Origin of the sequence: Devosia faecipullorum (assembly GCF_015158295.1) — a bacterium.
In the GTDB taxonomy this organism is placed as follows: Bacteria; Pseudomonadota; Alphaproteobacteria; order Rhizobiales; family Devosiaceae; genus Devosia; species Devosia faecipullorum.
Genome location: NZ_JACDXV010000007.1, coordinates 46362 through 70282 on the forward strand (window position 1 = coordinate 46362; position 23921 = coordinate 70282).

General features: G+C 62.4%; 26 protein-coding genes. 8 read left to right on the forward strand and 18 right to left on the reverse strand.

Going from position 1 to position 23921, the window contains the following annotated elements; genetic code table 11:
- Positions 1 to 4: 4 nt before the first annotated feature.
- The 3 genes from H0482_RS14045 to H0482_RS14055 all read right to left on the reverse strand — a co-directional run bounded on the left by H0482_RS14045 (position 5) and on the right by H0482_RS14055 (position 2292).
- On the reverse strand, positions 5 to 484 hold the full coding sequence (locus tag H0482_RS14045; RefSeq protein WP_193730707.1) for a DUF805 domain-containing protein: 480 nt from the start codon (positions 482 to 484) through the stop codon (positions 5 to 7).
- 84 nt (positions 485 to 568) lie between these two features.
- Positions 569 to 1411 (reverse strand): 2,3,4,5-tetrahydropyridine-2,6-dicarboxylate N-succinyltransferase, encoded by an 843-nt coding sequence (dapD, locus tag H0482_RS14050; protein WP_193730708.1) that lies wholly within the window; start codon positions 1409 to 1411, stop codon positions 569 to 571.
- A gap of 50 nt (positions 1412 to 1461) precedes the next feature.
- Entirely contained in the window at positions 1462 to 2292 is an 831-nt protein-coding gene (locus tag H0482_RS14055) for a prephenate dehydratase (RefSeq protein ID WP_193730709.1), read from the reverse strand.
- A 530-nt stretch (positions 2293 to 2822) separates the two neighbouring features.
- On the opposite strand from H0482_RS14055, the gene H0482_RS14060 reads away from it, so the two are divergent.
- From H0482_RS14060 to H0482_RS14070, 3 genes are all read left to right on the forward strand, one after another.
- A complete protein-coding gene (locus H0482_RS14060; protein ID WP_193730710.1) occupies positions 2823 to 3590 on the forward strand; it encodes a c-type cytochrome in 768 nt (255 codons plus the stop codon).
- 65 nt (positions 3591 to 3655) lie between these two features.
- On the forward strand, positions 3656 to 4594 hold the full coding sequence (locus tag H0482_RS14065; RefSeq protein WP_193730711.1) for a 2-hydroxyacid dehydrogenase: 939 nt from the start codon (positions 3656 to 3658) through the stop codon (positions 4592 to 4594).
- A 75-nt stretch (positions 4595 to 4669) separates the two neighbouring features.
- Positions 4670 to 5452, forward strand: a complete 783-nt coding sequence (locus H0482_RS14070; RefSeq protein ID WP_193730712.1) for a YqaA family protein — start codon at positions 4670 to 4672, stop codon at positions 5450 to 5452.
- Here the strand turns inward: H0482_RS14070 and H0482_RS14075 are convergent.
- A complete protein-coding gene (locus tag H0482_RS14075; RefSeq protein WP_193730713.1) occupies positions 5440 to 6789 on the reverse strand; it encodes a leucyl aminopeptidase family protein in 1350 nt (449 codons plus the stop codon). The genes H0482_RS14070 and H0482_RS14075 overlap by 13 nt on opposite strands.
- Before the next feature lie 172 nt (positions 6790 to 6961).
- Here H0482_RS14075 and H0482_RS14080 point away from each other — a divergent pair, with 172 nt between their 5' ends.
- Entirely contained in the window at positions 6962 to 7729 is a 768-nt protein-coding gene (locus H0482_RS14080; RefSeq protein WP_193730714.1) for a tetratricopeptide repeat protein, read from the forward strand.
- A 1-nt stretch (position 7730) separates the two neighbouring features.
- Here the strand turns inward: H0482_RS14080 and H0482_RS14085 are convergent, their stop codons facing one another.
- From H0482_RS14085 to H0482_RS14130, 10 genes are all read right to left on the reverse strand, one after another.
- Entirely contained in the window at positions 7731 to 7976 is a 246-nt protein-coding gene (locus H0482_RS14085) for a hypothetical protein (protein ID WP_193730715.1), read from the reverse strand.
- 9 nt (positions 7977 to 7985) lie between these two features.
- Positions 7986 to 8996, reverse strand: coding sequence for a type II secretion system F family protein (locus H0482_RS14090; RefSeq protein ID WP_193730716.1), 1011 nt, complete (start codon positions 8994 to 8996; stop codon positions 7986 to 7988).
- Positions 8997 to 9014: 18 nt separating this feature from the next.
- Positions 9015 to 9986 (reverse strand): type II secretion system F family protein, encoded by a 972-nt coding sequence (locus H0482_RS14095; RefSeq protein WP_193730717.1) that lies wholly within the window; start codon positions 9984 to 9986, stop codon positions 9015 to 9017.
- A gap of 5 nt (positions 9987 to 9991) precedes the next feature.
- The gene (locus H0482_RS14100; RefSeq protein WP_230989662.1) at positions 9992 to 11488 is read right to left on the reverse strand and encodes a CpaF family protein; all 1497 of its coding nucleotides are present in this window, start codon (positions 11486 to 11488) and stop codon (positions 9992 to 9994) included.
- 2 nt (positions 11489 to 11490) lie between these two features.
- Positions 11491 to 12765, reverse strand: coding sequence for an AAA family ATPase (locus tag H0482_RS14105; protein WP_193730719.1), 1275 nt, complete (start codon positions 12763 to 12765; stop codon positions 11491 to 11493).
- A gap of 24 nt (positions 12766 to 12789) precedes the next feature.
- Positions 12790 to 14199 carry a type II and III secretion system protein family protein gene (locus H0482_RS14110; protein ID WP_193730720.1) on the reverse strand — a complete coding sequence of 470 codons (1410 nt, stop codon included), beginning with the start codon at positions 14197 to 14199 and terminating at the stop codon, positions 12790 to 12792.
- Between the two features lie 10 nt (positions 14200 to 14209).
- Positions 14210 to 15133, reverse strand: coding sequence for a Flp pilus assembly protein CpaB (gene cpaB / locus H0482_RS14115; protein ID WP_193730721.1), 924 nt, complete (start codon positions 15131 to 15133; stop codon positions 14210 to 14212).
- A 280-nt stretch (positions 15134 to 15413) separates the two neighbouring features.
- Positions 15414 to 15917: an A24 family peptidase gene (locus tag H0482_RS14120; protein ID WP_193730722.1), complete on the reverse strand. Its 504-nt coding sequence runs from the start codon at positions 15915 to 15917 to the stop codon at positions 15414 to 15416.
- Between the two features lie 94 nt (positions 15918 to 16011).
- Positions 16012 to 16221, reverse strand: coding sequence for a Flp family type IVb pilin (locus H0482_RS16805; RefSeq protein ID WP_330998267.1), 210 nt, complete (start codon positions 16219 to 16221; stop codon positions 16012 to 16014).
- Positions 16222 to 16282: 61 nt separating this feature from the next.
- On the reverse strand, positions 16283 to 16468 hold the full coding sequence (locus tag H0482_RS14130) for a Flp family type IVb pilin (RefSeq protein ID WP_193730723.1): 186 nt from the start codon (positions 16466 to 16468) through the stop codon (positions 16283 to 16285).
- Between the two features lie 382 nt (positions 16469 to 16850).
- Between H0482_RS14130 and H0482_RS14135 the strand changes: the two genes are divergently transcribed.
- The 4 genes from H0482_RS14135 (at position 16851) to H0482_RS14150 (ending at position 19348) form a co-directional block, all read left to right on the forward strand.
- Positions 16851 to 17294, forward strand: coding sequence for a pilus assembly protein N-terminal domain-containing protein (locus H0482_RS14135; protein WP_193730724.1), 444 nt, complete (start codon positions 16851 to 16853; stop codon positions 17292 to 17294).
- Positions 17295 to 17417: 123 nt separating this feature from the next.
- Entirely contained in the window at positions 17418 to 17978 is a 561-nt protein-coding gene (locus tag H0482_RS14140) for a TadE/TadG family type IV pilus assembly protein (RefSeq protein ID WP_193730725.1), read from the forward strand.
- Positions 17978 to 18553: a TadE/TadG family type IV pilus assembly protein gene (locus H0482_RS14145; RefSeq protein WP_193730726.1), complete on the forward strand. Its 576-nt coding sequence runs from the start codon at positions 17978 to 17980 to the stop codon at positions 18551 to 18553. Before H0482_RS14140 ends, H0482_RS14145 begins: the two co-directional genes overlap by 1 nt.
- Before the next feature lie 174 nt (positions 18554 to 18727).
- The gene (locus H0482_RS14150) at positions 18728 to 19348 is read left to right on the forward strand and encodes an HAD family hydrolase (protein WP_193730727.1); all 621 of its coding nucleotides are present in this window, start codon (positions 18728 to 18730) and stop codon (positions 19346 to 19348) included.
- A 116-nt stretch (positions 19349 to 19464) separates the two neighbouring features.
- On the opposite strand, the gene H0482_RS14155 is transcribed toward H0482_RS14150, so the two are convergent.
- The 4 genes from H0482_RS14155 to deoA form a co-directional block, all read right to left on the reverse strand.
- Complete coding sequence (locus tag H0482_RS14155; protein WP_193730728.1) at positions 19465 to 19860, reverse strand: VOC family protein; 396 nt, start codon at positions 19858 to 19860, stop codon at positions 19465 to 19467.
- A gap of 61 nt (positions 19861 to 19921) precedes the next feature.
- Positions 19922 to 20563 (reverse strand): uracil phosphoribosyltransferase, encoded by a 642-nt coding sequence (upp, locus tag H0482_RS14160; protein ID WP_193730729.1) that lies wholly within the window; start codon positions 20561 to 20563, stop codon positions 19922 to 19924.
- A 24-nt stretch (positions 20564 to 20587) separates the two neighbouring features.
- Positions 20588 to 21805: a phosphopentomutase gene (locus H0482_RS14165; RefSeq protein WP_193730730.1), complete on the reverse strand. Its 1218-nt coding sequence runs from the start codon at positions 21803 to 21805 to the stop codon at positions 20588 to 20590.
- Positions 21806 to 22601: 796 nt separating this feature from the next.
- Positions 22602 to 23921, reverse strand: a complete 1320-nt coding sequence (gene deoA / locus H0482_RS14170; RefSeq protein WP_193730731.1) for a thymidine phosphorylase — start codon at positions 23919 to 23921, stop codon at positions 22602 to 22604.

Sequence of the window (23921 nt, forward strand, 5' to 3'; positions counted from 1 at the left end):
AGGTTCAGGCGGCGCCGTCCAGCGGGTCGAGGCCGTAATTGTTCGACCCGCTCGTACCCTTGAGGAAGCCGAGCTGGACGAACATGTAGATAGCGAAAACGGCATAGGCGAGATTGACGAGGCCCAGCCACAGGGCCGGCACCGGCATGATGATTCCCCCACCGACATCAACCATGTCGGCGCCGATGCCGCTGGCCTGCAACAGATTGAGGATCACGGAGCCGCCAAGCAGGATCTTGAGATCGGTGCCGTCATTGTCGCGGTCGTGGCGGCGCTTGATGCCGATGCAATAGGCCGGATAGAGCAGCGCCAGATTGAGCAGAACGGCGAGCCAGCCGAGCAGCGCCTGATTGCCGAAACTCAAAATGCCCAGCACGATGGAGGCAATGATCGAAACCACGATCATCGCCACCACGCCGATCCACCATTGCTGGCGGCCGATGCGGCCCTCTCGCGTCGTCAGCAGTGCAATTATAGTGTCCATCTGTCCCCCTCCGGGCCTGGAATCAGGCCATTAACGGCAAGAAGATAGGACGCCGGCGCGGGCTCGACCAGCGCCGGCAGGCGATCAATCGCGCAGCAGATCGTTGATGCCGGTCTTGGAACGGGTCTGGGCGTCCACGGTCTTGACGATGACGGCGCAGTAAAGGTTGGGACCGGGGGTGCCGTCCGGCAGCGGCTTGCCGGGCAGGCTGCCCGATACCACCACCGAATAGGGCGGCACCTTGCCGATATGGATTTCGCCGGTGCTGCGGTCCACGATCTTGGTCGAGGCGCCGATAAACACGCCCATGGAGATGACCGCGCCTTCGCCGACGACCACGCCTTCGACGATTTCCGAACGGGCGCCGATAAAGCAATTATCTTCGATGATGACGGGGCCGGCCTGCAAGGGCTCCAGCACGCCACCAATGCCGACGCCGCCCGAAATATGCACGTTCTTGCCGATCTGGGCGCAGGAGCCCACCGTCACCCAGGTGTCCACCATGGTGCCTTCATCGACATAGGCGCCCAGATTGACGAAGCTGGGCATCAGGATCACGCCCTTGCCGATATGGGCCGAGGCGCGCACGATGGCGCCGGGCACGGCGCGGAAACCGGCCTCGCGATAGCGGCTTTCATTCCAGCCATCGAACTTGGAGGGCACCTTGTCCCACCAGGACGAGCCGCCCGGGCCGCCCGAGATCAGTTCATTGTCATTGAGGCGGAAGGAGAGCAGCACTGCCTTCTTGAGCCATTGATTGATCTGCCAGTCGCCGCCGACCTTTTCAGCGACGCGAGCCTCGCCGCTGTCGAGCAGGCGCAGCGCGCTGTCGACCGCATCGCGGATTTCGCCCTTGGTGGCGAAATTGATCTCGGCGCGCTGCTCGAAGGCGGCGTCGATGATCTGGGCGAGCTGGGCGTGCGACATGGCTTTTCCTTAATGATGATGGGCGGACGATAGCGGGGGAAAGGCGCGTGTCAACGCGCCTCGGATGCGGGATAGACCCCCAGGATGCGGAATTTGTCGGTGAAGAATTTCAACTCGTCGAAAGCGTGCTGCACGCCGATGTCGTCGGGATGGCCCTCGATATCGGCGTAGAACTGGGTAGCGGTAAATGCGCCGCCCACCATATAGCTTTCCAGCTTGGTCATATTGACCCCATTGGTGGCGAAGCCCCCCATGGCCTTGTAGAGCGCGGCGGGCACGTTGCGGACGCGGAAAATAAAGGTGGTCTTGACCTTGTCTCCCCCGCTCGCCGCCTCTTGCTTGTCACGCGACATGACCAGGAACCGTGTCGTATTGTGCCCCGCATCCTCGATATTGGCCTGCAACAGATTGAGCCCATAGATCTCGCCGGCGAGGCGCGAACCGATGGCGGCGACGCTGCGATCGCCCCGCGCACCCACTTCGCGCACCGAGCCGGCCGTATCGGAACCGTTGATGGTGCGCAGATTGTGATCGGCGATGAATTTGCGGCACTGACCCAGGGCCGGGGGCTGCGATTGCACCGCCTTGATGTCCTCGAGGCTGGCGCCGGGCACGGCCAAAAGGTTCATTTCGATGCGCAGATAAGTCTCCCCGACGATGTACAGGCCGCTTTCGGGCAGGAGATGATGGATGTCGGTAATGCGGCCATAAAGCGAGTTTTCCACCGGCAGCACGGCCCGGTCGGCGGCGCCGGACTGAACGGCGGCCATGGCTTCTTCAAAGGTCACATTGGGCAGGAAGGTGCCATCGGGGAACACATTCAGAGCCGCAGCATGGCTGAAAGCGCCGGGTTCGCCCTGAAAGGCAATCTTTTTGGTCATGAGAAAGGTTCCGTGCACGATTGGCAGCCGCGTTTTGACGCGCGGGCAGGCCAGTGTCAATCGGAGCCGCTTCTGTGGCCGCTCTACGGAATTCTCCCGCCGAAGAGACTTTATCACTGTGCGGCCGGCCTGCCATTCTCGCTGCCGGTCAAGCATGGCTTTCGTCGCCCGCCGGGGTTTTCGCAGCGCCACCGGCGCTGCTCGTCCTTCGGACAAGCCCCCCAGCCTCATGGCCTCGTCGCCTGTAATCTCTCCGTCTGAGAGATTATACCGCCATGCGGTCCGCCCGCCATTCGAGCACAGCTCTCATGGCCTTCTCGCCTAAAATCTCGTCGCCGGAGAGATTTTACCGCCATGCGGTCGGCTCGAAGTGTCGCACCGATGGTTTGACCTGTTGCGCCTTGTGGGGCTTGATACTATCTTCCGCGCGCGTCGGGTTGGCCGGTTGAGGCAGATTCCCTATTTCGGGGGTCGGATTTTTGGCCAGCCTCGTTCAATGTCCGCAGGGGATGGACAGGCAGAGAGACCAAATGGATTCGTTCGAGCTAAACAAAATTCTAGGCGCCGTCCTTGGCACCCTGTTGTTCGTCATGGGCATCGGCTTTCTGGCCGAGGCCATTTACAGCCCTATTGAAGGCCGCGGCCCCGGCTACGCCCTTCCCGAACCGGAGGCCGTCGCTTCCGCCGGTCCGGTGGAGGAGGTTCCCTCCGTTCCGCTGGCCGCGCTGCTGGCCAGCGCCAGCGCCGATCGTGGCGCCAGCGCCGTGCGCAAATGCCAGTCCTGCCACAATTTCGGCGAGGGCGAGCCCAACAAGCAGGGCCCGAACCTGTATAATATCGTCGATGCCTCCAAGGCGCATGCCGACGGCTTCGCCTATTCGGATATTCTGCTGCAGCAGAAGAGCGAGGGCCAGGTCTGGTCCTATGACAATCTGAACGCCTTCCTCGAAAATCCGCGCGGCTACGCCCCGGGCACCAAGATGGCCTTTGCCGGCGTGAAATCGCCCGAAGAGCGCGCCGACATCCTGGCCTATCTCCAGACTCTGTCCGGTAGCCCGGTGCCCTTCCCCACGGCCGAAGCGCCCGCCGCCGATGACGCGGCAACGGAAGAAGAAGCTCCGGCCAGCGACGCGGTTCCTGCAGAGGTAACCGCCCCGGCAGATGCCTCGGCTCCCGTCACTGCGCCCGCCGCGGTCACCGAAACTCCAGCCACGACCGAGGGTGAAACTGCTGTCGAAGGTACGCCTGCCGAAGGCGGCGCCACCGACCAGACCACTGCACCGGCGGTCGGGCAATAGGCTTCCGCTGACACAATGATCATCGGGCCGCGCCAAAAGCGCGGCCTTTTTCTTGAGGAATTCCCATGCTCTTGCTGCACCTTTCCGATGTCGATGAAGCTGGCTGGGCCAGCGCCTTTGCCGAACAGCTCGCGCCCTATCCGGTGGTGCGGCGCGGAGATGATTTCGATCCGGCGGCGGTGCGCTATGTCTTTGTGTGGAAACCGACGCCGGACGCATTCGATGACCTCGTCAACCTCGAAGCCGTCTTGTCGCTGGGTGCGGGCGTCGACGCGCTCATGCAGCATCTGCGCCTCCCCGACGCGCCCATCGTGCGCTTCGTTGACGACGATCTCAGCCAGCGGATGAGCGATTACGTGGTGGCCCATGTCACCATGCATCACCGCCAGTTCACCCGCTTTCGCGCCGACCAGCAGGCCCGGCGCTGGAGCCAGTTTTACCCGCCCGCCGCGGCGGAAACCAGCGTCGGCATCATGGGCATGGGCGTATTGGGGCAGGATGCGGCACAGCGCCTCGCGCCGCTCGGCTTCACGCTCCGCAGCTGGAGCCGCACTCCCAAGCAGGTGGAAGGCGTCACCAGCTATGCCGGGGCCGAGGCGCTCGACGACTTCCTCGCCGGGACCGACATTCTGGTCAATCTTTTGCCGCTGACCCCAGAAACGCGCGGCATTCTCAATTATGCGACCTTCGCCAAGCTGCGCCGCGACCGGCTGGAGGGCGGGCCGGTTATCGTCAATGCCGCCCGTGGCGGGCACCAGAAGGAAGCCGACATCGTGCGCGCGCTGGGCGACGGTACACTGGGCGCGGCCAGCCTCGATGTGTTCGAAATCGAGCCGCTGCCGGACAGCAGCCCGCTATGGGCGCTCGAAAACTGCTATGTCACGCCGCATATCGCGGCCATTTCCACCGTCACCAGCGGGGTGCGTTATTTCTCGCGCGTCATCCTCGATGCAGAGGCGGGCAAGCCCTTGGTCAATGTGGTGGATCGCCAGCGCGGCTACTGACACGCAAATTTCACTGGTGTGATGGCGCAAACCGGTCCAAGCATAGTGTCCGATCCGACTTTGTCCCGAGACTAGATGACCGATACAACCGCAACGCCCGCCAAGATCAGCTTCTACGATCGACTGAAACTGGCAACCAAGCATCGCTTCGCCGAACCGATTCTGGCGGCATTGTGTTTCCTCGAAGCGATGATCATTCCGATTTTCCCGGAAATCATGCTCGCGCCCATGATCGTTGCCGACCGGCTGCGGGCCTGGCGGCTGGCGACGATCTGCACAATCGCCTCGGTAACGGGCGGGCTTGCCGGTTACGCCATCGGCTATTTCCTGTTCGATTCCATCGGCAAGCCGATCATCGATTTCTATGGCGCCAGCGGCGGCTTCGAGGCGCTGCGCCAGAGCTTTAACGACAATGGCCCGCTGATGATCCTGATCGGCGCGCTTTCGCCCATTCCCTATAAGGTGATCACCATCACCTCCGGCGTCGCCGGGCTCGATATCTGGACCTTCGTGATCTATGGGCTGATCGGGCGCGGCATGCGCTATTTCATCCCCTGCGGTCTGTTCTATTTCTTTGGCCCGGTGGCCGGCGAATTCATCGAAAAGCACAAGAAATGGGCCGGCTGGGGCATGGTGGCCCTAGTCCTTGTCGGCTTTGCCATGGCACCACTGCTGTTTCCCAAGAGCCATGGCCCCGCCACCGAGATCGCCGTCGAGCAGATGACAGCGGTGGACGAGGTGGTGCCGCGCGAACTCCTCCCCAATCCGGGCGACATCCTGCCCAATCCGATTGAATTGCTCACCGGCGGCGGCAGCGACGCCCCGCCGGAGAGCAATGAGGCCGATCAGGCCGAATAATGCTCGCGGATCAGGGCGTAAAGCGCTCTGATCCCCTGATCGGTGCCACCAAAGGGGCGGCCCGGACGCGCCTCGGACGCCCAGCCGAAAATATCGAGATGCAGCCAGGTGCCTGCCTTCCTGACAAAGCGCCGCAGGAACAGGGCAGCGATGACTGAACCGGCATAGCCGCCCGAGCCGGTATTGTTCATGTCGGCTATCTTGGAGTTCAGCTGGCTCTCGTAGTGCGACCAGAGCGGCATGGGCCAGAGCGGGTCTTCGAGCCCTGCCCCCAGCTCGAACAGACGTCCGGCAAGGGTGGCGTCCGTGCAATAGACAGGTGGCAGGTCCGGGCCCAGGGCGACGCGAGCCGCGCCGGTCAGCGTTGCCATGTCGATCAGGAGGTCGGGACTTTCCTCGTCGGCCAGCGCGAGGGCATCGGCCAGGATCAGCCGCCCCTCGGCGTCGGTATTGCCGATTTCCACGCTCATCCCCGCGCGGGAGCGTAGCACGTCACCGGGCCGGAAAGCGGCGCCGGCAATGGCGTTTTCCACCACAGGCAGCAGGACGCGCAGCCGCACCGGCAATTTCGCCGATACGATGACATGCGCCAGGCCCAGAATATTGGCCGCGCCCCCCATATCCTTTTTCATAAGCAACATGCCGGCCGCCGACTTGATGTCGAGCCCGCCGGTATCGAAGGTCACGCCCTTGCCCACCAGCGTCACCTTGGGGTGCGCCTCATCACCCCAGGACAGATCGATGAGGCGCGGCGGCTGGGCGCTGGCGCGGCCAACGGCGTGGATCATCGGGAAATTGGCATTGAGCAGGTCGTCGCCAGAAGTGACGCGAATATCCATGCCATTGCGGCGGGCGAAGTCGCGGGTCGCGTTTTCCAGCGCGTCGGGGCCAAGGTCATTGGCGGGCGTATTGATGAGATCGCGCGCCAGACTGGCCGCTTCCACCTGCCGGTCGACTTCTTCCTCGTCGGCCTTTTCGGGCAGGATCAGATTGGCGCTGGGCTTGGCGTCGCGATAGCGGTCGAAGCGATAGGCCCCGAGGCGGAAAGCAATGGCGGCCAGCGTCGGGTCGCCATAATCGCCCTCGAACCGATAGGTGCCCTCCGGCAGGCCGGCGCCAGCCAATCCAGCCAAAAAGGGCGCACGGCCTTCCTCCTGCCCGGCCCCGAACAGCCAGGCTGCAATGTCACCATGCTTGCCCGGCAGGGCGAGCAACTTGCCGCGCTGCCCGGAAAATCCATGCGCAAGAGCCCAGGCGTGCTGGCCCTTGTCCAGTCCCGCGCCGTCCAGCGCCCCCTCGGTGACGAAAATGAGAGGCATTGCGGTTGGATTGGCCATGACGAACTCCTTTGTCTGACTTCTTTTCTAATGCATCGAGGCGAAAAGTGCATCGCGGTTTTGGGGGGCCACGCCTCGCTGCAGCAACCGGTTTAACCGGACGTTAGGGTTAATGATCTATTGTTCAGCGGATTGGTAAAGCCGGAAAACCGCATTCCGGCGGGAGCTTATCGTGTCGCAGACTCGCCGCATCGCCCGGATCATGCGCCCCCTGCTGCTGGCAGGCGTGGCGGCGCTCGCCCTATCGGCCTGCGCCTCCAATCGCGGGCAGATGGCGGGATCCGACCATGGTGGTGTCATCGCGCCGAGCCAGGCGAGCCTGTCCGAATTGACCGAACGCTACCGGCGCAATCCCAAGGATCGCGTCGTCGTCGTGCAATATGCCACTGCCCTGCGCAGCGCTGGACAGTCCGAGCAGGCCATCGCGGCGCTCGAACAGGCGACGCTGGCCTATCCGGGCGACATCAATGTCACCATTGCCTATGCCAAGGCTCTGACGGCAGCCGGACGGTTCGAGCAGTCGCTGAGTGTGATCGGCAAGGCCATCCGCCCCGACGCGCCGGACTGGAATGCGCTTCTGGTGCAGGGCGCGACGCTCGACCAGATGGGCCAGCACGAAATGGCGCGCAAGATCTATGCGCAAGCCGCATTGATCGCACCCGGCCAGGCCTCCATCGAGGCCAATCTGGGCCTTTCCTACGCCATGACCAATGACCTCGCCCGCGCCGAGCAGCATTTGCGCGGCGCGGTGCAGATGCGTGGCGCCTCTGCCCAGACAAGGCAGAACCTGGCGCTGGTCGTGGGCCTGCAAGGCCGGTTCAGCGAAGCCCGCGCCCTTTATGGCGCCGACCTGCCCGCTGCGCAGGTGGAATCCAACATGGCCTATATCCGCGCCCTGCTGACCCAGCAGAACCGCTGGGATCTCATCGACAAGAGCTGAGCTACTGATCCGGATAATCCGGATCGCCCGGCTCCGGTGGTTCTTGCCGCAGCAATACGAAGTATGCCGGTATCAGACCGATCACGACCGCAAGCGCCACCAGCGTATTCACGCCATAAGGCGGCAGGGTCCAATTCCAAAGACGCTCAAGCCATACTGAACCGGGCAAGGCTATGGCCAGCAGGGCCCCGGTGGTGATCAGCCAGGCGCGCGCCGGTTTTGCAGCCGGATATTTTAGGGGCAGCATATTGAACCTTCAGCCACCGCTCATCGTGGAGGCGACCGTGCCGGTGAAAACCTGGATCATGGCCGGCGAAAGGATGACGATGAACAGCACCGGCAGGAAGAACAGGATCAGCGGCACTGTCAGCTTGGGCGGCAGGGCGGCGGCCTTCTTTTCGGCATCCATCATGCGCTGCTCGCGGCCTTCCTCGGCCATGACGCGCAGCGCCTGACCCACCGAGGTGCCGTAACGGTCGGCCTGGATCAGCGCGGTCATCACCGCCCTGACGCCATCCAGCCCGGTGCGGCGGCCCAGATTTTCATAGGCGCGGGTGCGATCTTCTAGGAAGGACAGTTCGGCCATGGTGAGGGTCAGTTCCTCGGCAAGTTCGGCGCTCTGCACGCCGATTTCCCGGGCGACACGCTTGAAGGCGTGTTCCATCGACATGCCGGCCTCGACGCAAAGCAGCAGCAGGTCCAGGCAATCGGGCCAGGAGCGGCGGATCGATTGCTGGCGCTTCTGCGTACGGTTCTTGAGCATCAGCACCGGCAGATAGGCGCCGACGATGCCGGCCCCGATCGCGTAGACCAGGTTGAGATAGGCGGGGCGATCGCCGGGCGCGATGACCAGCAAATAAAGGGCGGCGACGAGAAAGACCACTATCGGGGTCACGAAGCGCTGAAACAGAAAGACGGTTAGTGCCCCCTGCCCCCGCATGCCCGCCATGGCCAGCTGGTCCATGGTGTTGTCGTCCTGGAACGCCTTTTTCAGATCGAAGCGATCCACAGCGCTCTTCATATAGGATTTGACTTCACGGCCGCCGCGGATCAAGGCGCGCCCATCCTGTGCGCCGGTGCCGCGCAGGCGCGACATTTCCTCGGCCCGCATGCGCTCACGCTCCAGCGCTACCCGCCTGATGCGGCCTTTCAGCTCCCGCTTGACGATGAGCGAGGAGCCGAAGGTGAAGACCACGGCGGCAGCGGAGATGGCAGCCAGTACGGCGATCAGGAAGTCGCTCCGGGTCAGAAGATCGACGATGTCCATGATCTTGCCTCCTTCCGATCAGACTTCGAACTGCACCATGCGGTTCATCACGAAAATGCCCGTAGCCATCATCAGCACGCCAATGCCCAGACAGAGCTGCCCGACCGAAGTGTTGACGAGCGGCAGCAGATAAGCCGGCGAAACGATGGAAACCAGCGTGGACACCACGATGGGCAGGGCGCCGATAATGCCAGCGGACGCCTTGGCCTCCGAGGACATGGCCTTGACCTTTTCCTTCATCTTCTTGCGGTTGCGCAGCACGCGGGCCAGGTTGCCCAGCGCCTCGGACAGGTTGCCGCCCGATTGCTGCTGCACCGAAATAACCACGACGAAGAAATTCACCTCCGGCAGCGGCACGCGGTCGAGCAGCACCTGCACGGCGTCGGTCATGGAAAAGCCGAAGCTCTGCTGGTCGAGCACCCGGCCGAATTCGGACTTGACCGGCTCCTTGGTATCCTTGGCCACGACGCGCATGGAATCGTTGAGCGGCAGGCCGGTCTTGACCCCGCGCACGATGGCTTCGATGGCGTTGGGCAATTCGGTGAGGAACTGGTCCTGGTATTTCTTGCGTTTGCGCATCACATACATGCGCGGCAGCAGATAGGCGCCTGCCAGCGCGAAGATGGCGGCGAAATAGAACGGCACCTGCACCACGAACAGCACGACGAACAATCCGGCCCCGAAGATGACGGAATTGCGGATATAGGTGGCGGGCTTTGTTTTCATGCCGGCCTGAAACAGCATGTCGGGCACAGTCAGGCGCTTCTTGCCGTTTTCCTCGGCCTGTGACTTGAGGGCTTCCTGAACGTTCTTGCGGCGGGTTTCGCGGATGCGATTGGCGTCGGCCTCGCGCCGATTGGTGCGCATGTCGCCCCGATAGGCCTTCATGCGCTTGTCGGCCTGCTTGTTTCCAAGCGCCGACGGCACGAGGGCGAAACCGGCAGCGCCGACCGTCACCATGACCAGCAGGATGAGCACCATCATGTTCATGGCGCCTACATCCCCAGAATTTCGTGTTGCTCGGTATTGGCTTTTTCCAGCGCCTCCACGAGATTGGCTTCCTCGTTGAAATAGCGGGCGCGCTCGGTGAATTGCGGCTTGGTGATGCCGGTGGAACGATGCTTGCCCATCAGCATGCCATTGGCGTCTTCACCGAGGATGTCATAGACGAACACGTCCTGGGTAACGATCACGTCGCCCTCCATGCCCAGCACCTCGGTAATATGGGTGATGCGGCGCGAGCCGTCGCGCAGGCGCGCGGCCTGCACGATGACGTCGATGGACGAGACGATCATTTCGCGGATGGTGCGGCTGGGCAGGGAATAGCCGCCCATGGTAATCATGGATTCAAGACGCGACAGCGCCTCGCGCGGGCTATTGGCGTGCAGCGTGCCCATGGAACCGTCATGGCCGGTATTCATGGCCTGGAGCAGGTCGAAGCTTTCGGGGCCGCGCACTTCGCCCACGATGATGCGTTCGGGACGCATGCGCAGGCAGTTCTTGATGAGATCGCGCATGGTGATCTCACCCTCGCCCTCCAGATTGGGCGGGCGGGTTTCGAGGCGCACCACATGGGGCTGCTGGAGCTGGAGTTCGGCCGAGTCCTCGCAGGTGATGACGCGCTCGTCCTTCTCGATGAAGGCGGTGAGGCAATTGAGCAAGGTCGTCTTGCCCGAGCCCGTACCGCCCGAGATCAGTACATTCGCGCGCACCCGGCCCAGGATGCGCAGCACTTCGGCGCCCTCTGGCGAGATGGAATTGTACTTGACCAGCTGCTGGAGGGTCAGCTTGTCCTTCTTAAACTTGCGGATGGTGAGCGCGGCGCCGTCAATGGCCAGGGGCGGGGCGATGACGTTGACGCGGGAGCCGTCAGGCAGGCGCGCGTCGCAGATGGGCGAGCTTTCATCGACGCGGCGGCCCACCTGGGAAACGATGCGCTGGCACACATTCATCAGATGCGCGTCGTCGCGGAAGCGCACATTGGTGAGCCGCACCTTGCCGCCGACTTCGATATAGCATTTCTGGGAGCCGTTCACCATGATGTCGGCGATGTCGTCGCGGGCCAATAGCGGCTCCAGCGGGCCATAACCGAGCACGTCATTGCAGATGTCCTCGAGCAGGTCTTCCTGCTCGGAAATCGACATGACGATGGATTTGAGCGCGATGATTTCCGAAACGATGTCGCGGATTTCTTCGCGCGCTGCCTGGCTCTCCATGGTGGCGAGTTGGCTGAGATCGATGGAATCGATCAGCGCGTTGAAGATGGCCGACTTGGTCTGGAAATATTCCTTGGCGCGCTGGGCATCGGCGGGGGCGCGCACATCGAGCACTTCATCGGTGGTGCGCATGCGCGCGGCCATGGCGTCGCTGTCGCTGGCGCGGCGCGTGGCCGAAGGCGCCGTCGCCTTTTCGGCGGGCGCGCTGGGCATGGGGCGCGGCGCCTGACTGACGCCGGGAGTATTGCCTCCGAATGTGGTGCGCTTGCCAAACATGGTCAGGCCCGCTTCTTGAACAGGGTGGGCAGCTTGAGCAGGCTGGTCGCCCTGCTCGCGCCGTGAACCGCCTGGCGCCCGGTGACCTGCATACCGATGGACGAGAAGGCCTCATTGACCTTGTTGTTGGCCGAAACCTCCGCGATCATCTGCCCGTTATTGGCCGCGGTGCCGAAAAGCGCCGCATCGAAGCCGATCTGGCCGAGCAGGCGACTTTCCACCGAGGCGGCAAATTCGCTGGCCCCGATTTCGGGACGGCGGGGCAGCCCCTGCTTGTTGATGACGAGGCCCGTGGCGCTTTCGGCCGGTCGCAAAGTCCTGATGGCATCGACCAGGTTCTTGGCATTGCGCAGATTGGCCAGGTCCGGCTCGGCGACGATCACCACCTCGTCCAGCGAGGCCAGGGTCTGGCGCGTCCAGGCGTTCCAGGCATGGGGGATGTCGAGGATGATGACCGGCACCGATTTCTGGCAGATCTCGATGATCGCCTCGAAATCTCGCTCCTCGAAATCCCAGGTGCGGTCCAGCGTCGCCGGAGCGGTCAGCAGGTTGATATGGTTGGCCGCCTTGCTCATCAGGCGGTCCAGCATGGTCTGGTCCACCTTCTGGCTGGCCAGAACCGCATCGGCCAGGCCATGGGGCGGGTCCTGGTTGAAATTGAGGCCCACCGTGCCGAAGGGCAGGTCCATGTCCACGATCAGGCAATCCTGGCGCAGGTTTGAGGCGATTGACCAGGCGACATTGTGGGCGATGGTGGAGCCGCCTGCCCCGCCCTTGGCCGACACGAAGCCGATGGTGCGCCCGATCGGCGCCGCGCCCTCGGCGATGTAAAGCTCGGTGATCGCGGTGACGATGTCGTGGGCGCTGGCCGGCAGCACCACATATTCGGAAATGCCGGAGCGGATCAGTTCGCGATAGAGCAGCACGTCATTGACATGGCCCAGCACGATCACGCGGGTCGAGGCGTCGCAGACCTCGGCCAGCCGTTCGAGCGATTTGGGGATGTCCGCGGGGGGCTGCGTGGTCTCGACGATGATCAGATTGGGCGTCGGATTGGACTTGTAGGTCTCGACTGCCGCCTCGATGCCACCATTATGGGTGGTGAGCGCCACCTTGGACATCCGGCGGTCCTGCAAGGCGCTTTCGACCAATTGGGCGGTATGGGAATGCTCGCAGAACGCCTGAATGGTGATGCGGGGCACCAGCCGCGCGCCGGAGGCGATTTCGGCGGCGGGCTCTTCGAGCCTGGGCGGCTGTTCGGGGGTGAGGAAACTCATGACAAGACTGCTCCTGATCCGCGATCAATCCAGGACGAAACCGACCGAGCCGGAATAGCCCGAGCGGAATTCGCCGGTGGCGCCAACGCCATACATATGTTCCAGCTTGCCGAGGAAAACCGCCTCGGCATCGCCTGCTATCAGTGAATTGTCGGTGGGCACCGCAATGGAATTGACCGGGCTCGGATTGACCAGATAGGGCGTGACGAGGATCACCAGTTCCGTCTGCTGGCTGCGATAGCTGTTCGAGCGGAACAGCGCACCCAGAATGGGGATATTGGCGAGGCCGGGCAGTTGATCGACGGCGCGGCTCGCCCGCTCGTCGAGCAGCCCGCCAATCGCCAGAGTGGAACCTGGAGGGAGTTCGACCGAGGTTTTTACATCGCGCCGCGACAGGGCGTAGCTGCCCGTCTGCACTTCGGAGACGCCGGTATCGATGTCGAGCGCCACCATGCCGTTGGAGCGCAGCACCGGCCTGAAATTGAGCTCAATGCCGTAGGGCTTGTAGGTCACCGTAGTGCGATTATTGGCGTCCAGCACCGGGATAGGAAATTCGCCGCCCACGAGGAATTCCGCACTCTGGCCGGACATGGCCGTCAGCGTCGGCTGGGCCAGAAGCCGCAGCGCGCCGCGCTCTTCCAGCGCCCTTATCGAGGCATTGATCTGGCCGCCGGGGAGCGGGAAACTGCCGCCTATCCCGTTCGGCGTGTCGGTCTGGGTGCTGTTGAAGCCGAGATTGACATTGCCGACCGAAATATTGCCGGACAGGTTGATGCCCAATTGCTTGGCCACGTCACGGCGGATTTCCGAGACCGTTACCTGCAGCATCACCTGCTGGGCGCCGGTAACCTGGATGAGGCTGCCGGTGGGGCCGTCCGATTCGGACAATTGCGAGGCCATCGCCTCGGCTATGGCCTTGTCTTCGGCAGTCCGCACCGTACCGGTGAGCACGAAGTAGATCTTGTCATTGAGAGAGGTATTGGACAGCGTCTCGACCTTGATATTCGAGCCGGGAATGACGCGCCGCAGCGTATCCTGAAGCGCTTCTCCGACTGCCAGCGGCGGTTGCACGATCCGCATGTCCAGAACGCTGATGGTGCGGCCGGCATCGTCGAGGAAGATGATATTGGTCGCGCCTTCCTGCATACCCTGCACGATGGCGCGGGTGCGGCTGCGCATGATGGCGGCGGCGATACTGGGCTGGGACACCACCACCTCGGCGACCCCCGCGGGCAAATCCACCAGCATGGACTTGTTCAGCTCGAGTTCGAGGCTGCGCACCGCGCCATAGGCATTGGCCGAGATGGCGACCTGCGCCTGTGCCTGCGCCAGGGCTGGCATCGCAGGCGTCAGCACAGCGATCAGCGCAGCCGAGACCAGCAGCCTAGCGGCGCGAACCGGGCGGCGCGGCATGAAGGCTTTTGCGGTTTCCATCATCATGCCCCTATTGCGGTAGAACCTGCGGCATTTCGGCTGCCGGCGGGAACTGGGATTCATTGGAAAGGCCGGAACTGGCGGCTGTGGCCAGGGTCGTATTTGGCTGTTCGGGCGATGCGCCGGTGATCACGCTCTCTTCCTTGCCGTAGCGGATGATGCGCACCGCCTGATTGGTGGCATTGGCAAGACCGGCATCGACGCGGTTGAAATCGACGACCGAGCGCAGCGTCAGGGCCAGCTGGCCGCGCGTCGAGGCATTGATCAGGGTTTCGGCCTGGGCCGGGTCAAGTTCGAGCGTGGCGATGGTGCTGTTGTCGAAGGTCACCGGCTGCGGGCTGGAGCCGTCGCCTTCAGTATTGCCGCCACTGGCGCCCATTTCGCCGAGGCGCTTGCCGATGGCCAGCACCCGCACGTCGGACAGGATGAGTTCGGACCGCTGGCCGGATGTCGAGGCGGTGGTCAGCACCACGTCGACATGATCGTTCGGCACCACGAAGCCACCGGCGCTCGAGGCCGCGGTGACGTCAACCGAGACCGCGCGCTTGCCCTGGGCCAGCACTGCGGACAGATAGCCCTGGTCGGAGCGCACCAGTTTGGCTTCGCGGATCGGCTCGCCGGGGAAGAATTCGAAGCGTGCAACGGCATCGGCCAATTGGGTGGGGGCGTCGGGCATGGCGGCCACGGTCACATATTCGGGCCGAAGCGCGCCCTGCGGCCAGTCCTGCCATTCCACCGACGCGGCGCTGAACCGCTCGCCGATGCCGATCGCATTCTTGGCCACCAGAATCTGGGTCTTGGCTTCCTCGACAACCTGCGTCACGACCTGAGGCGCCTGCTGTTCGGGCCGGTTCCCGTCTCGCGTCACGAGAAAGGCTGCAAGCCCGCCTGCCACGAGGGCCACCAACAACAGGATAATACGCGCCGGTCTCATGACCTACTCCGGTTGTACGCCGGGCAATATGCCCAATTTCACCGGGTCGAATATGAAAGCAAAGCGTCAAAGTTTAGTTAATCAGCACTTTTCGAAATGCGTTAACAACTTATGAATACTCGCGTTTTGCGAATTTCTATATGCAAACCGGTCCTACCCCCCTCGCCATGAGGGGAGGGTGGGCCGGAGCAGAAACATCGCGAAGCCCAAAGCACCGCCAAACTCGTCATCACCGGGCTTGACCCCTTGGTCCAGCGAGGCAATCCGGATGGCAATGGATTCAGGCGGCGAGACGCTCGAAAATGGCGGTATTGGAATAGATCAGGAGACCGGCAATCGCCATGGCAACGCCATAGGGCACGCCCTGCTTGGGGTCATGCAGCCGGCTGAGCCAGCCGAAACGGGCAATAATTGGGCTGAGCGGCATTCGGCGCAAAGCCAATACGGCGAGCGTCAGCGCACCGCCCAGTAGCGCCGTGTATATCAGATAAGGCAGGGTTAACCCGAATCCCAGCCAGAGCGTGGTGGCAGCGGCCAGCTTGGCATCGCCACCGCCGATCCAGCGCATGGCAAACATGCCGAAGGCGACGACCAGAACGACGAAAGCGCACAGCACATGCAGGGCAAATTGCTGCAGCGGGAGCTCGACGAGCAGCGCCATGACCAGGAAGCCGGCAGTCAGGATCAGCACCAGCTTGTTGGAAATGCGCATGGTCAACAGGTCCGACGACGCGGCGAAGGCCATAATCAGCGGAAAGAACAACAAGGCAGTGCTGTGAAACATGATGCCCCTCCATTGCGTGGCCTGAAGATCGTTCTGCCAGATTGGCATAGGCGACCTTAAGAAAGGGCAAATCCGGGGTCAGGATGAAACCGGCTCAGCCGGCCAGCGCATCAACCACATGGGATCGCACATATTCCCACATATTGAAGAGGTTATCGCCGACCACGAGTGCAGAGCTGACGATGGCGAGAGAAACCAATGAGGCGATCAGCGCGTATTCGATAGCCGTTGCGCCGCGTTCATCTTGAAAAAAAGAAATAAAAAACGTTTTGTTCTTGGCGAAATTCTTAATCGTATTCGACACGATCACTCCTTCGGCCAAAGATAGATAGAGTTGGGCCCGCCAAAGGCGGGCCCAAAAATAGTTAGGTATCAGATCCCGTCGTCGTCGGTTCAAGCGCTGTGCCGATCGTCTCAAAGACACCGCGCAGGTTGTCCCCGAGCGTCTGCACGGCCACGATGATACCAACGGAGATGAGTGCGGCGATCAGGCCATACTCGATTGCGGTCGCGCCCGACTCGTCCTGCGCGAAACGTGCGAAAATGTTCATTCCCAGGCTCCTTTTTTACACGTTCTCGAGTGACGTCACTGTCGGACACGCCACACAACGAACATGGCGAGAAGCTAGCCGTCAGTGATTGAGATAGCGTTAATCGAAGCATTGCCGATCAACTTTGGGCCGGCTGCATTTTTCATAGTAATCAATGTGTTAAAATGAAATTTTGCATTCTATCGACCCTACATGAACATGCTCGTCGTGTAGAACTTGCGACCTATACTCTCCTTTGCGCCATTCACCAGCACGAACACCTTCAATGACGCGCCAGACATTTGTACGGGCGCGCAGAGCCTGGCTTGAAGCCCTGTTTGCCAAGTATTTACCATTCGGGTGGATCATGTGGGCTGCCTGTCCCTATAAGTGGAAGCCTGCCATGGTTCGTGTCGCCGCCGCCCTGCTGCTTGCCGCCAGCCTCGTCGCGCCGCTGCCCGCCATGGCCCAGGATGGCGGACCGATCAATGTCAATGTCAACATGGCCCGCGTGCTGCGGATCAGCGCGCCGGCGGCCACGGTCATCGTCGGCAATCCCGGCATTGCCGATGTCACCATCCAGGATCCGATGACGCTAATCCTCACCGGGAAAAGCTATGGCCAGACCAATCTGATCGTGCTGGACGGACGGGGCGAACCCATTGCCGATACGCTTGTCGAAGTGGTGCAGATGCAGGCCGGGGTGATGACCGTCTATCAGGGTCAGGCGCGCACGAGCCTGGCCTGTGCCCCGATCTGCCAACCGCTGATCATGATGGGCGACGACAATGGCTTTTCCGGTCAGGCCCTGGCATCGTCGCAATTGGTGCAGTCGGCCACAAATTGATCGTGCCAACTTCGTAACGCCTCGTTTACCCTCTTTTTCATCAATGACTTGCACTCGGCTTGCGCTAACGCGGAATTAGTTCCGCAATCCTAGCTTTGCCTCATAAGCAATTCTGAGCGGGCCATGAGCAATCCTTTCACCAGATTTATCGGATATTTCCGGCAAAACGGGCGCGCCCTGCGGCACGACGAAAGCGCAGCCACGGTGGTGGAATTCGGGCTGCTCGCCTTTCCCTTCTTTCTGATCGTGGGCGGCCTCCTCCAGACTTCGGTGCTGTTTCTGGCCGCCAATGTGCTGGACAGCGCCGTTCAGGATGCCACCCGCCAGATCCGCACCGGCCAGTTCCAGACCTCGGGAGCCACGCTCGCGACCTTTCGCACCCAGGTCTGCGACAAGCTATTCGGTCTGTTTCCCGATTGCAGCGGGCTGCACCTGCGGGTGGTCGAAGTTACCAATTTCCAGTCGGCCAATGTGGTGGAGCCGGTGGATCGCACCTGCACCACGTCCTGCAATTGGACCGTGCCGGAAAGTTGGACGCCCGGCGCCGGCAGGAGCGTGATCCTCGTGCAAGCCCATTACCGTTATCCGGTCGTTCTGCCCTTTGGCCCGCTGGGCATGGCCAATCTGGCCGATGGCAATCGCCTGATGGGCATGGCCACCGTTTTCCAGAACGAGCCGTTCTGATGTTCGCGCGGCTGCGACGGATAAAACAGGCGCTGCAAGGCTTCGCTCTCGCCGAACGCGGCGTCGCTGTCATCGAATTCGCATTGATCCTGCCGATCATGCTGCTTGTCTATCTCGGCTCGGTCGAAGCTGGCTCGCTGATCTCGACGGACCGCAAGGTGCAGGCGGTAGCCGGCGCCATCGGCGATCTAGTGGCGCGCGCCGACAAGCGGCTGTCAACGGCGCAGATGCAGGACTATTTCCGCGCCGCCAGCGGCATCATGACCCCCTATTCACCCGATCCGGTCCTGCAGGTGGTGACGGTGATCGCGGTGGACAACAATGGCGCTGCTACAGTGTCGTGGTCGCGCCAATCCGTTGGCGGAGTCTATTCCGGCACCACCCCGCACCCGCCGGGCAGCGCCTATCCCCTGCCCGCAGAGATGATCGCCATTTCCAAGGGCCAGACGGTGATCGCGTCGGAAGCGTCCTATTCCTATGTCCCGCTTTTCGGCCTCATCTTCAACCAGCCGATCAATCTCTACCGCTCGAGCTTCTACCAGCCGCGTTTCGGCGGCACGATCACCATCAATTAGCGCATGTCTCCCGAAACTGTTTCCGGTTTCAGGATAAAGACACGCGCCAAAACCAGGCGCTAAAGCGCAGGCAGCGAATCTGAAAGATCGCGCGCGCTTTATGACGCCTTGCTTGCCCGTGGCGGCGGCTCATGCCACAAGCGCCGGAGTAGTTCTTTTCCCCGGCGATATTTCATGGACGACACTATCATTCCCGTCTTCGATCTGGGCGGCGTTTTCGTTGACTGGAACCCGCTCTATCTGTTTCGCAAGCTGTTCGAGACCGAGGAAGAAGCCGTCTGGTTCCATGAGAATATCTGCACCGGCGACTGGAACCTCGAATTCGACGCCGGCGAGATCTATGCCGAAGGCGTGGCCAAGCTGGTCACCCGCTTCCCCAAATATTGGCGGGAAATCCAGGCGTTCGACCAGCGCTGGACCGAAACGTTCGGCCCCCAGATTCAGGGCACGATCGACATTCATAACGAATTGGTCGAACAGGACATTCCCACTTTCGCCATCACCAATTTCTCCTGGGAAAAGTGGATGACGCGGCTGGGCGAATGGCCGTTCCTCGAAAAGTTCGACGGGGTCATCGTCTCGGGGCTCGAAGGTCTGGTCAAACCCGATCCACGCATCTATCGCGTCTTCTGCGAGCGCTATGGCCTGGCCCCGGACAGCTGCGTCTTCATCGACGACAGCGAGCCCAATATCGTGGCGGCGCGCAAATTCGGCATGCATGGCATCCATTTCAAGGATCCCGCACATCTGCGTCAGGATCTGATCGCGCTGGGCCTGCCGCTCAAGGCGAAATAGGCCAGATCGGCAATTCGTCGCTTGGGCAAAGGTGTTTCAGCATTGCGCTGCAGCGTCTTGGCCGACGCCACGTTCCATCGTCATTGCCCGGCTCGGCCGGGCAATCCAGGTCCGCCTTAACCGAAGCGGCCGCCCTTCTGGATGACTTCGATTCTGTAGCCATCGGGATCGGTGGCGAAGAAGAACCGCGCCACCTTCACCTCGCCATTGCTGAAATCGACCAGCTTGCCGATGGTCAGCCCTTCGGCGGCAAAGCGGGCATGCTCGGCCTCGACATCATCGACGACGACTGCCAGATGCCCATAGCCATCGCCCAGCGCATAGGGCTCGGTGCGGCCCTTGTTGATGGTGAGTTCAAGCTCGAAGCCCACCGCCTCGCCCGTCAGATAGACCAGGGTGAAGGTCTCGAAATCCAGGCGGTCGGCGATCTTGAGTCCGAAGGCCTTTTCGTAGAAGGCGATGGAACGGGCTTCGTCGATGACACGGATCATCGAATGAACGAGCTTGGCCATTGATGTAGTCTCTCAGTCTGAATGGACGAGCGCGACGAGGAAATCCGCGCACGCGAAGACGCTATTTCGTCCCATACATGCGGTCGCCCGCATCGCCCAGGCCCGGCACGATATAGCCCTGCTCATTGAGATGGCTGTCGATGGCCGCCGTATAGACCGGCACGTCGGGATGGACTTCGGTGAAATGCTTGATGCCTTCGGGCGCGGCCAGAAGGCAAAGGAAGCGAATATCGGTCGCCCCAACCTGTTTGAGTTTTTCTATCGCCACCGTGGCCGAATTGGCGGTGGCCAGCATGGGATCGACCACGATGACCAGCCGGCCCTCGAGGCTCGACGGCGCCTTGAAATAATATTCGACCGGCTCCAGCGTCTCGTGGTCGCGATACATGCCGATATGGGCGACGCGGGCTGCGGGCACCAGATCGAGCATGCCGTCGAGCAGGCCGTTGCCGGCGCGCAGGATGGAGGCGAAAACCAGCTTCTTGCCCTTGATGGCGGGCGATTTCATCGGCGCCATCGGCGTCTCGATATCGACCATTTCCAGCTCGAGGTCGCGGGTGACCTCATAGCACATCAGATGGGCGATCTCGCGCAACAGCCGGCGGAACCCGGCAATCGAGGTCTCCTTGTTGCGCATGATGGTCAGCTTGTGCTGGATCAGCGGGTGATCGAGAACCGTTACTTTTTCCGCAGTTTTTCCCATCTCGACCACCTCGGCGCTTGAACTTCAAAGGAAGGATTTGCCGTGGCGGCCCGGGGCCAGGCCCAGCCAGGCGGCAATGCTTTCGCCAATATCCGCCATGGTTGAGCGAATGCCAATCTCTCCCGGCTTGAGGGCTGGGGAAAAAACCAGGATCGGCACCTGTTCGCGCGTATGGTCAGTGCCTTTCCAGGTCGGATCGTTGCCGTGGTCGGCGGTCAGCACCAAAAGATCGTCGTCGCGCATTTTCGCGACCAACTCAGGCAGGCGGGAATCGAACAATTCCAGTGCCGCAGCATAGCCGGGCACATCGCGGCGATGCCCGTATTCGCTGTCGAAATCAACGAAATTGGTCATGATGAAGGCGCGGTCGCCGGCCATTTCCATGGCTTCCAGCGTCCGGTCGAACAATTGGGGAATGCCCGTGCCCTTGAGCTTATGGGTCACGCCCGATCCGGCATAAATGTCGGAAATCTTGCCGATGGCGAAGACGGAATTGCCCGCCGCCGCATTGCGGTCGAGCAGGGTCGGCTCGGGCGGGGCAATGGCGAAATCGCGCCGATTGCCGGTGCGCTTGAAACCGGCGCGATCCTCCCCGACAAAGGGGCGGGCGATGACGCGCCCGATCTTGAGCGGCGCGGTCAATTCGAAAGCGATGCGGCACACGTCATAGAGCCGGTCGAGCCCGAAATGGCTTTCATGGGCGGCGATCTGGAACACGCTGTCGACGGAGGTGTAGCAGATGGGCATTCCGGTGCGGATATGCTCCTCGCCCAGTTCAGCAATGATGTCGGTGCCCGAGGCGTGCTTGTCGCCCAGAATGCCGGGCAAGTTGGCGCGCGATACCAGTTCGGCGACCAGATCGGGCGGAAAAGCTGGAATGGTCTGGGGAAAATAGCCCCAATCGAACGGCACCGGCACGCCGGCGATTTCCCAATGGCCGGAGGGCGTATCCTTGCCCTTGCTGATTTCCCGGCCAAGGCCGAAAAGCCCGCCCTTGGGCGCGCCCGACAGCCCCGGCGGCACCACGCCGGTCGAGAGCTTCAGCGCCGCCCCCAGCCCCATGGCGTCCATATTGGGAACATAGAGCGGCCCCGCACGCAGGCCCGGACGGTCGGCCTTGCCGGCGGCGGCCCATTCGGCGATATGCCCAAGAGTGTTGGCCCCTTCATCGCCATAGGCTTCGGCATCGGGCGCACCGCCGATACCCACGCTGTCGAGCAGGCATACTATAGCGCGAGGCATGGCGTTATTCCCTTCTTGTCCTGTTGCCTTTGTTCATCATCGTGGCCCGGCGACGAGTGGATTTTCCAGTCCCCATACCACGTCGTCCACTGGCCGTTTCCAGCCCGAACCCATCCCCGCCGTCATTGCCCGGTTCATCCGGGCAACCCATCCTGCCGCACTCTGCCCCATCGCTGGATCACCCGGACAAGCCGGGTGATGACGCTGAGTAGGGGCTGCTATCATGCCATCGCAACCACCCGGCAATGAGCGGATTTGCCAGACCCAAAACCACGTCGCCCACAGACCGTTTCCAGCCCGAACCCATCCCCACCGTCATTGCCCGGTTCATCCGGGCAATCCATCCTGCCACCCCCCGCCCCATCGCTAGATCACCCGGACAAGCCGGGGGATGACGTCGTGGAAGGGTCGCCATCATGCCATCGCAACCGCCCGTCAACGAGCGGATTTTCCAGCCCCCCGCACCAGGTCGCCCACAGGCCGTTTCCAGCCCGAACCCATCCCCACCGTCATTGTCCGGTTCATCCGGGCAATCCATCCTGCCACCTGCCCCACCGCTGGATCACCCGGAAAAGCCGGGTGATGACGCTGAGTAGGGGCTGCTATCATGCCATCGCAACCGCCCCGCAATGAGCGGATTTGCCAGACCCCGCACCACGTCGCCCACAGGCCGTTTCCGACCCGAACCCATCCCCACCGTCATTGCCCGGTTCATCCGGGCAATCCATCCTGCCGCCCTGTCCCATTGCTGGATCACCCGGACAAGCCGGGTGATGACGTCGTGGCGGCTTCGGCGTCATCTCCGCGCCACCCGCCCGGCAATGAGTGGATGGGCCGGAGCATCGCCGCCGAGCAAATAAGCCGCGCGCAGCCGCGTTTCCGCATCTGCCGCACTGGCTTCATCCGCCGCATGAATACGGGCAATCGGCGTCCGCGCATCGATGCTGGTGCCGAGCCCCGCCAGCCGGTCGAACCCAACACGGTGATCGATGCTATCCGTTGGCGTCGTCCGCCCACCGCCCAGCGCCACCACGGCCATGCCGACGCCGCGCGTATCGATGGCGCAAACTTTCCCCTGCTCTTCGGCAAAGACGTCGCGGATGATGGGGGCAGGCACGAGATGGCTGTTCATATTGTCGATGAAATCGGCCGGGCCGCCGAGAGCTGCGACCATCCGGGCAAAATGCTCGACGGCGCGGCCTGTCTCGAGCACGGCCTCCACCAGCTTTCGCGCCTCATCCGGCGTCGTTGCCTTCCCCACCATCAGCACCAGTTCGGCACAGAGCGAGAGGGTTACATCCTCGAGCCGCTTGTCCCGGTGCGCCCCGGTGAGGAAATCGACGGCATTGCGGACTTCGAGCCCATTGCCCGCGGCGCTGGCCAGCGGCTCATTCATGTCGGTGATCAGCGCCCCGGTTTTCAGGCCCGCGCCATTGGAGACGGCGACCAGGCTCTCCGCCAGGTTTTGCGACTGCTCCAGCGTCGGCATGAAGGCCCCGGAGCCGGTCTTGACGTCGAGGATCAGCGCGTCGAGCCCGGCAGCCAGCTTCTTGGAAAGGATCGAGGCGGTGATCAGGGGGACCGATTCCACCGTCGCGGTCACGTCGCGAATGGCATAGAGCGCCTTGTCGGCCGGGGCGAGATCGGCGGTCTGGCCGATAATGGCGCAGCCTGCCGCCTTCACCACCTTGCGAAACAAGGCATTGTCGGGGCTGGTCTCATAGCCGGGAATGGCGTCGAACTTGTCGAGCGTGCCCCCGGTATGACCGAGACCGCGCCCCGAAATCATCGGCACAAAGATGCCGAGCCCGGCCAGGATCGGGGCCAGCATCAGCGAGACATTGTCGCCCACTCCGCCGGTCGAATGCTTGTCGGCGACCGGCCCATCGAGATCGGACCAATCCAGCACATTGCCGCTGTCGCGCATGGCCAGGGTCAGCGCCACGCGCTCACCCATGTCCATGCCCTGGAAATAGATTGCCATGGCAAAGGCGGCGGCCTGCGCTTCGGAAACCTTGCCGCCGGCAAAACCGGCGATGAAGCGGGCAATATCCTCGGCGGCGAGATTCTCGCCATCGCGCTTCTTGAGGATGACTTCCTGGGGCAGAAAAACCAT

Excerpts from the sequence above, each read along its gene's own strand:
- cpaB (WP_193730721.1), bottom strand. The coding sequence starts at position 15,133 with ATGAGACCGGCGCGTATTATCCTGTTGTTGGTGGCCCTCGTGGCAGGC.
- H0482_RS14150 (WP_193730727.1), top strand. The coding sequence starts at position 18,728 with ATGGACGACACTATCATTCCCGTCTTCGATCTGGGCGGCGTTTTCGTT.
- H0482_RS14135 (WP_193730724.1), top strand. The coding sequence starts at position 16,851 with ATGGTTCGTGTCGCCGCCGCCCTGCTGCTTGCCGCCAGCCTCGTCGCG.
- H0482_RS14140 (WP_193730725.1), top strand. The coding sequence starts at position 17,418 with ATGAGCAATCCTTTCACCAGATTTATCGGATATTTCCGGCAAAACGGG.
- H0482_RS14105 (WP_193730719.1), bottom strand. The coding sequence starts at position 12,765 with ATGAGTTTCCTCACCCCCGAACAGCCGCCCAGGCTCGAAGAGCCCGCC.
- H0482_RS14075 (WP_193730713.1), bottom strand. The coding sequence starts at position 6,789 with ATGGCCAATCCAACCGCAATGCCTCTCATTTTCGTCACCGAGGGGGCG.
- H0482_RS14095 (WP_193730717.1), bottom strand. The coding sequence starts at position 9,986 with ATGAACATGATGGTGCTCATCCTGCTGGTCATGGTGACGGTCGGCGCT.
- upp (WP_193730729.1), bottom strand. The coding sequence starts at position 20,563 with ATGGGAAAAACTGCGGAAAAAGTAACGGTTCTCGATCACCCGCTGATC.
- H0482_RS14130 (WP_193730723.1), bottom strand. The coding sequence starts at position 16,468 with ATGAACATTTTCGCACGTTTCGCGCAGGACGAGTCGGGCGCGACCGCA.
- H0482_RS14070 (WP_193730712.1), top strand. The coding sequence starts at position 4,670 with ATGACCGATACAACCGCAACGCCCGCCAAGATCAGCTTCTACGATCGA.
- H0482_RS14155 (WP_193730728.1), bottom strand. The coding sequence starts at position 19,860 with ATGGCCAAGCTCGTTCATTCGATGATCCGTGTCATCGACGAAGCCCGT.
- H0482_RS14045 (WP_193730707.1), bottom strand. The coding sequence starts at position 484 with ATGGACACTATAATTGCACTGCTGACGACGCGAGAGGGCCGCATCGGC.
- H0482_RS14060 (WP_193730710.1), top strand. The coding sequence starts at position 2,823 with ATGGATTCGTTCGAGCTAAACAAAATTCTAGGCGCCGTCCTTGGCACC.
- H0482_RS14120 (WP_193730722.1), bottom strand. The coding sequence starts at position 15,917 with ATGTTTCACAGCACTGCCTTGTTGTTCTTTCCGCTGATTATGGCCTTC.
- H0482_RS14100 (WP_230989662.1), bottom strand. The coding sequence starts at position 11,488 with ATGTTTGGCAAGCGCACCACATTCGGAGGCAATACTCCCGGCGTCAGT.
- dapD (WP_193730708.1), bottom strand. The coding sequence starts at position 1,411 with ATGTCGCACGCCCAGCTCGCCCAGATCATCGACGCCGCCTTCGAGCAG.
- H0482_RS14165 (WP_193730730.1), bottom strand. The coding sequence starts at position 21,805 with ATGCCTCGCGCTATAGTATGCCTGCTCGACAGCGTGGGTATCGGCGGT.
- deoA (WP_193730731.1), bottom strand. The coding sequence starts at position 23,921 with ATGGTTTTTCTGCCCCAGGAAGTCATCCTCAAGAAGCGCGATGGCGAG.
- H0482_RS14090 (WP_193730716.1), bottom strand. The coding sequence starts at position 8,996 with ATGGACATCGTCGATCTTCTGACCCGGAGCGACTTCCTGATCGCCGTA.
- H0482_RS14055 (WP_193730709.1), bottom strand. The coding sequence starts at position 2,292 with ATGACCAAAAAGATTGCCTTTCAGGGCGAACCCGGCGCTTTCAGCCAT.
- H0482_RS14085 (WP_193730715.1), bottom strand. The coding sequence starts at position 7,976 with ATGCTGCCCCTAAAATATCCGGCTGCAAAACCGGCGCGCGCCTGGCTG.
- H0482_RS14065 (WP_193730711.1), top strand. The coding sequence starts at position 3,656 with ATGCTCTTGCTGCACCTTTCCGATGTCGATGAAGCTGGCTGGGCCAGC.
- H0482_RS14145 (WP_193730726.1), top strand. The coding sequence starts at position 17,978 with ATGTTCGCGCGGCTGCGACGGATAAAACAGGCGCTGCAAGGCTTCGCT.
- H0482_RS14110 (WP_193730720.1), bottom strand. The coding sequence starts at position 14,199 with ATGGAAACCGCAAAAGCCTTCATGCCGCGCCGCCCGGTTCGCGCCGCT.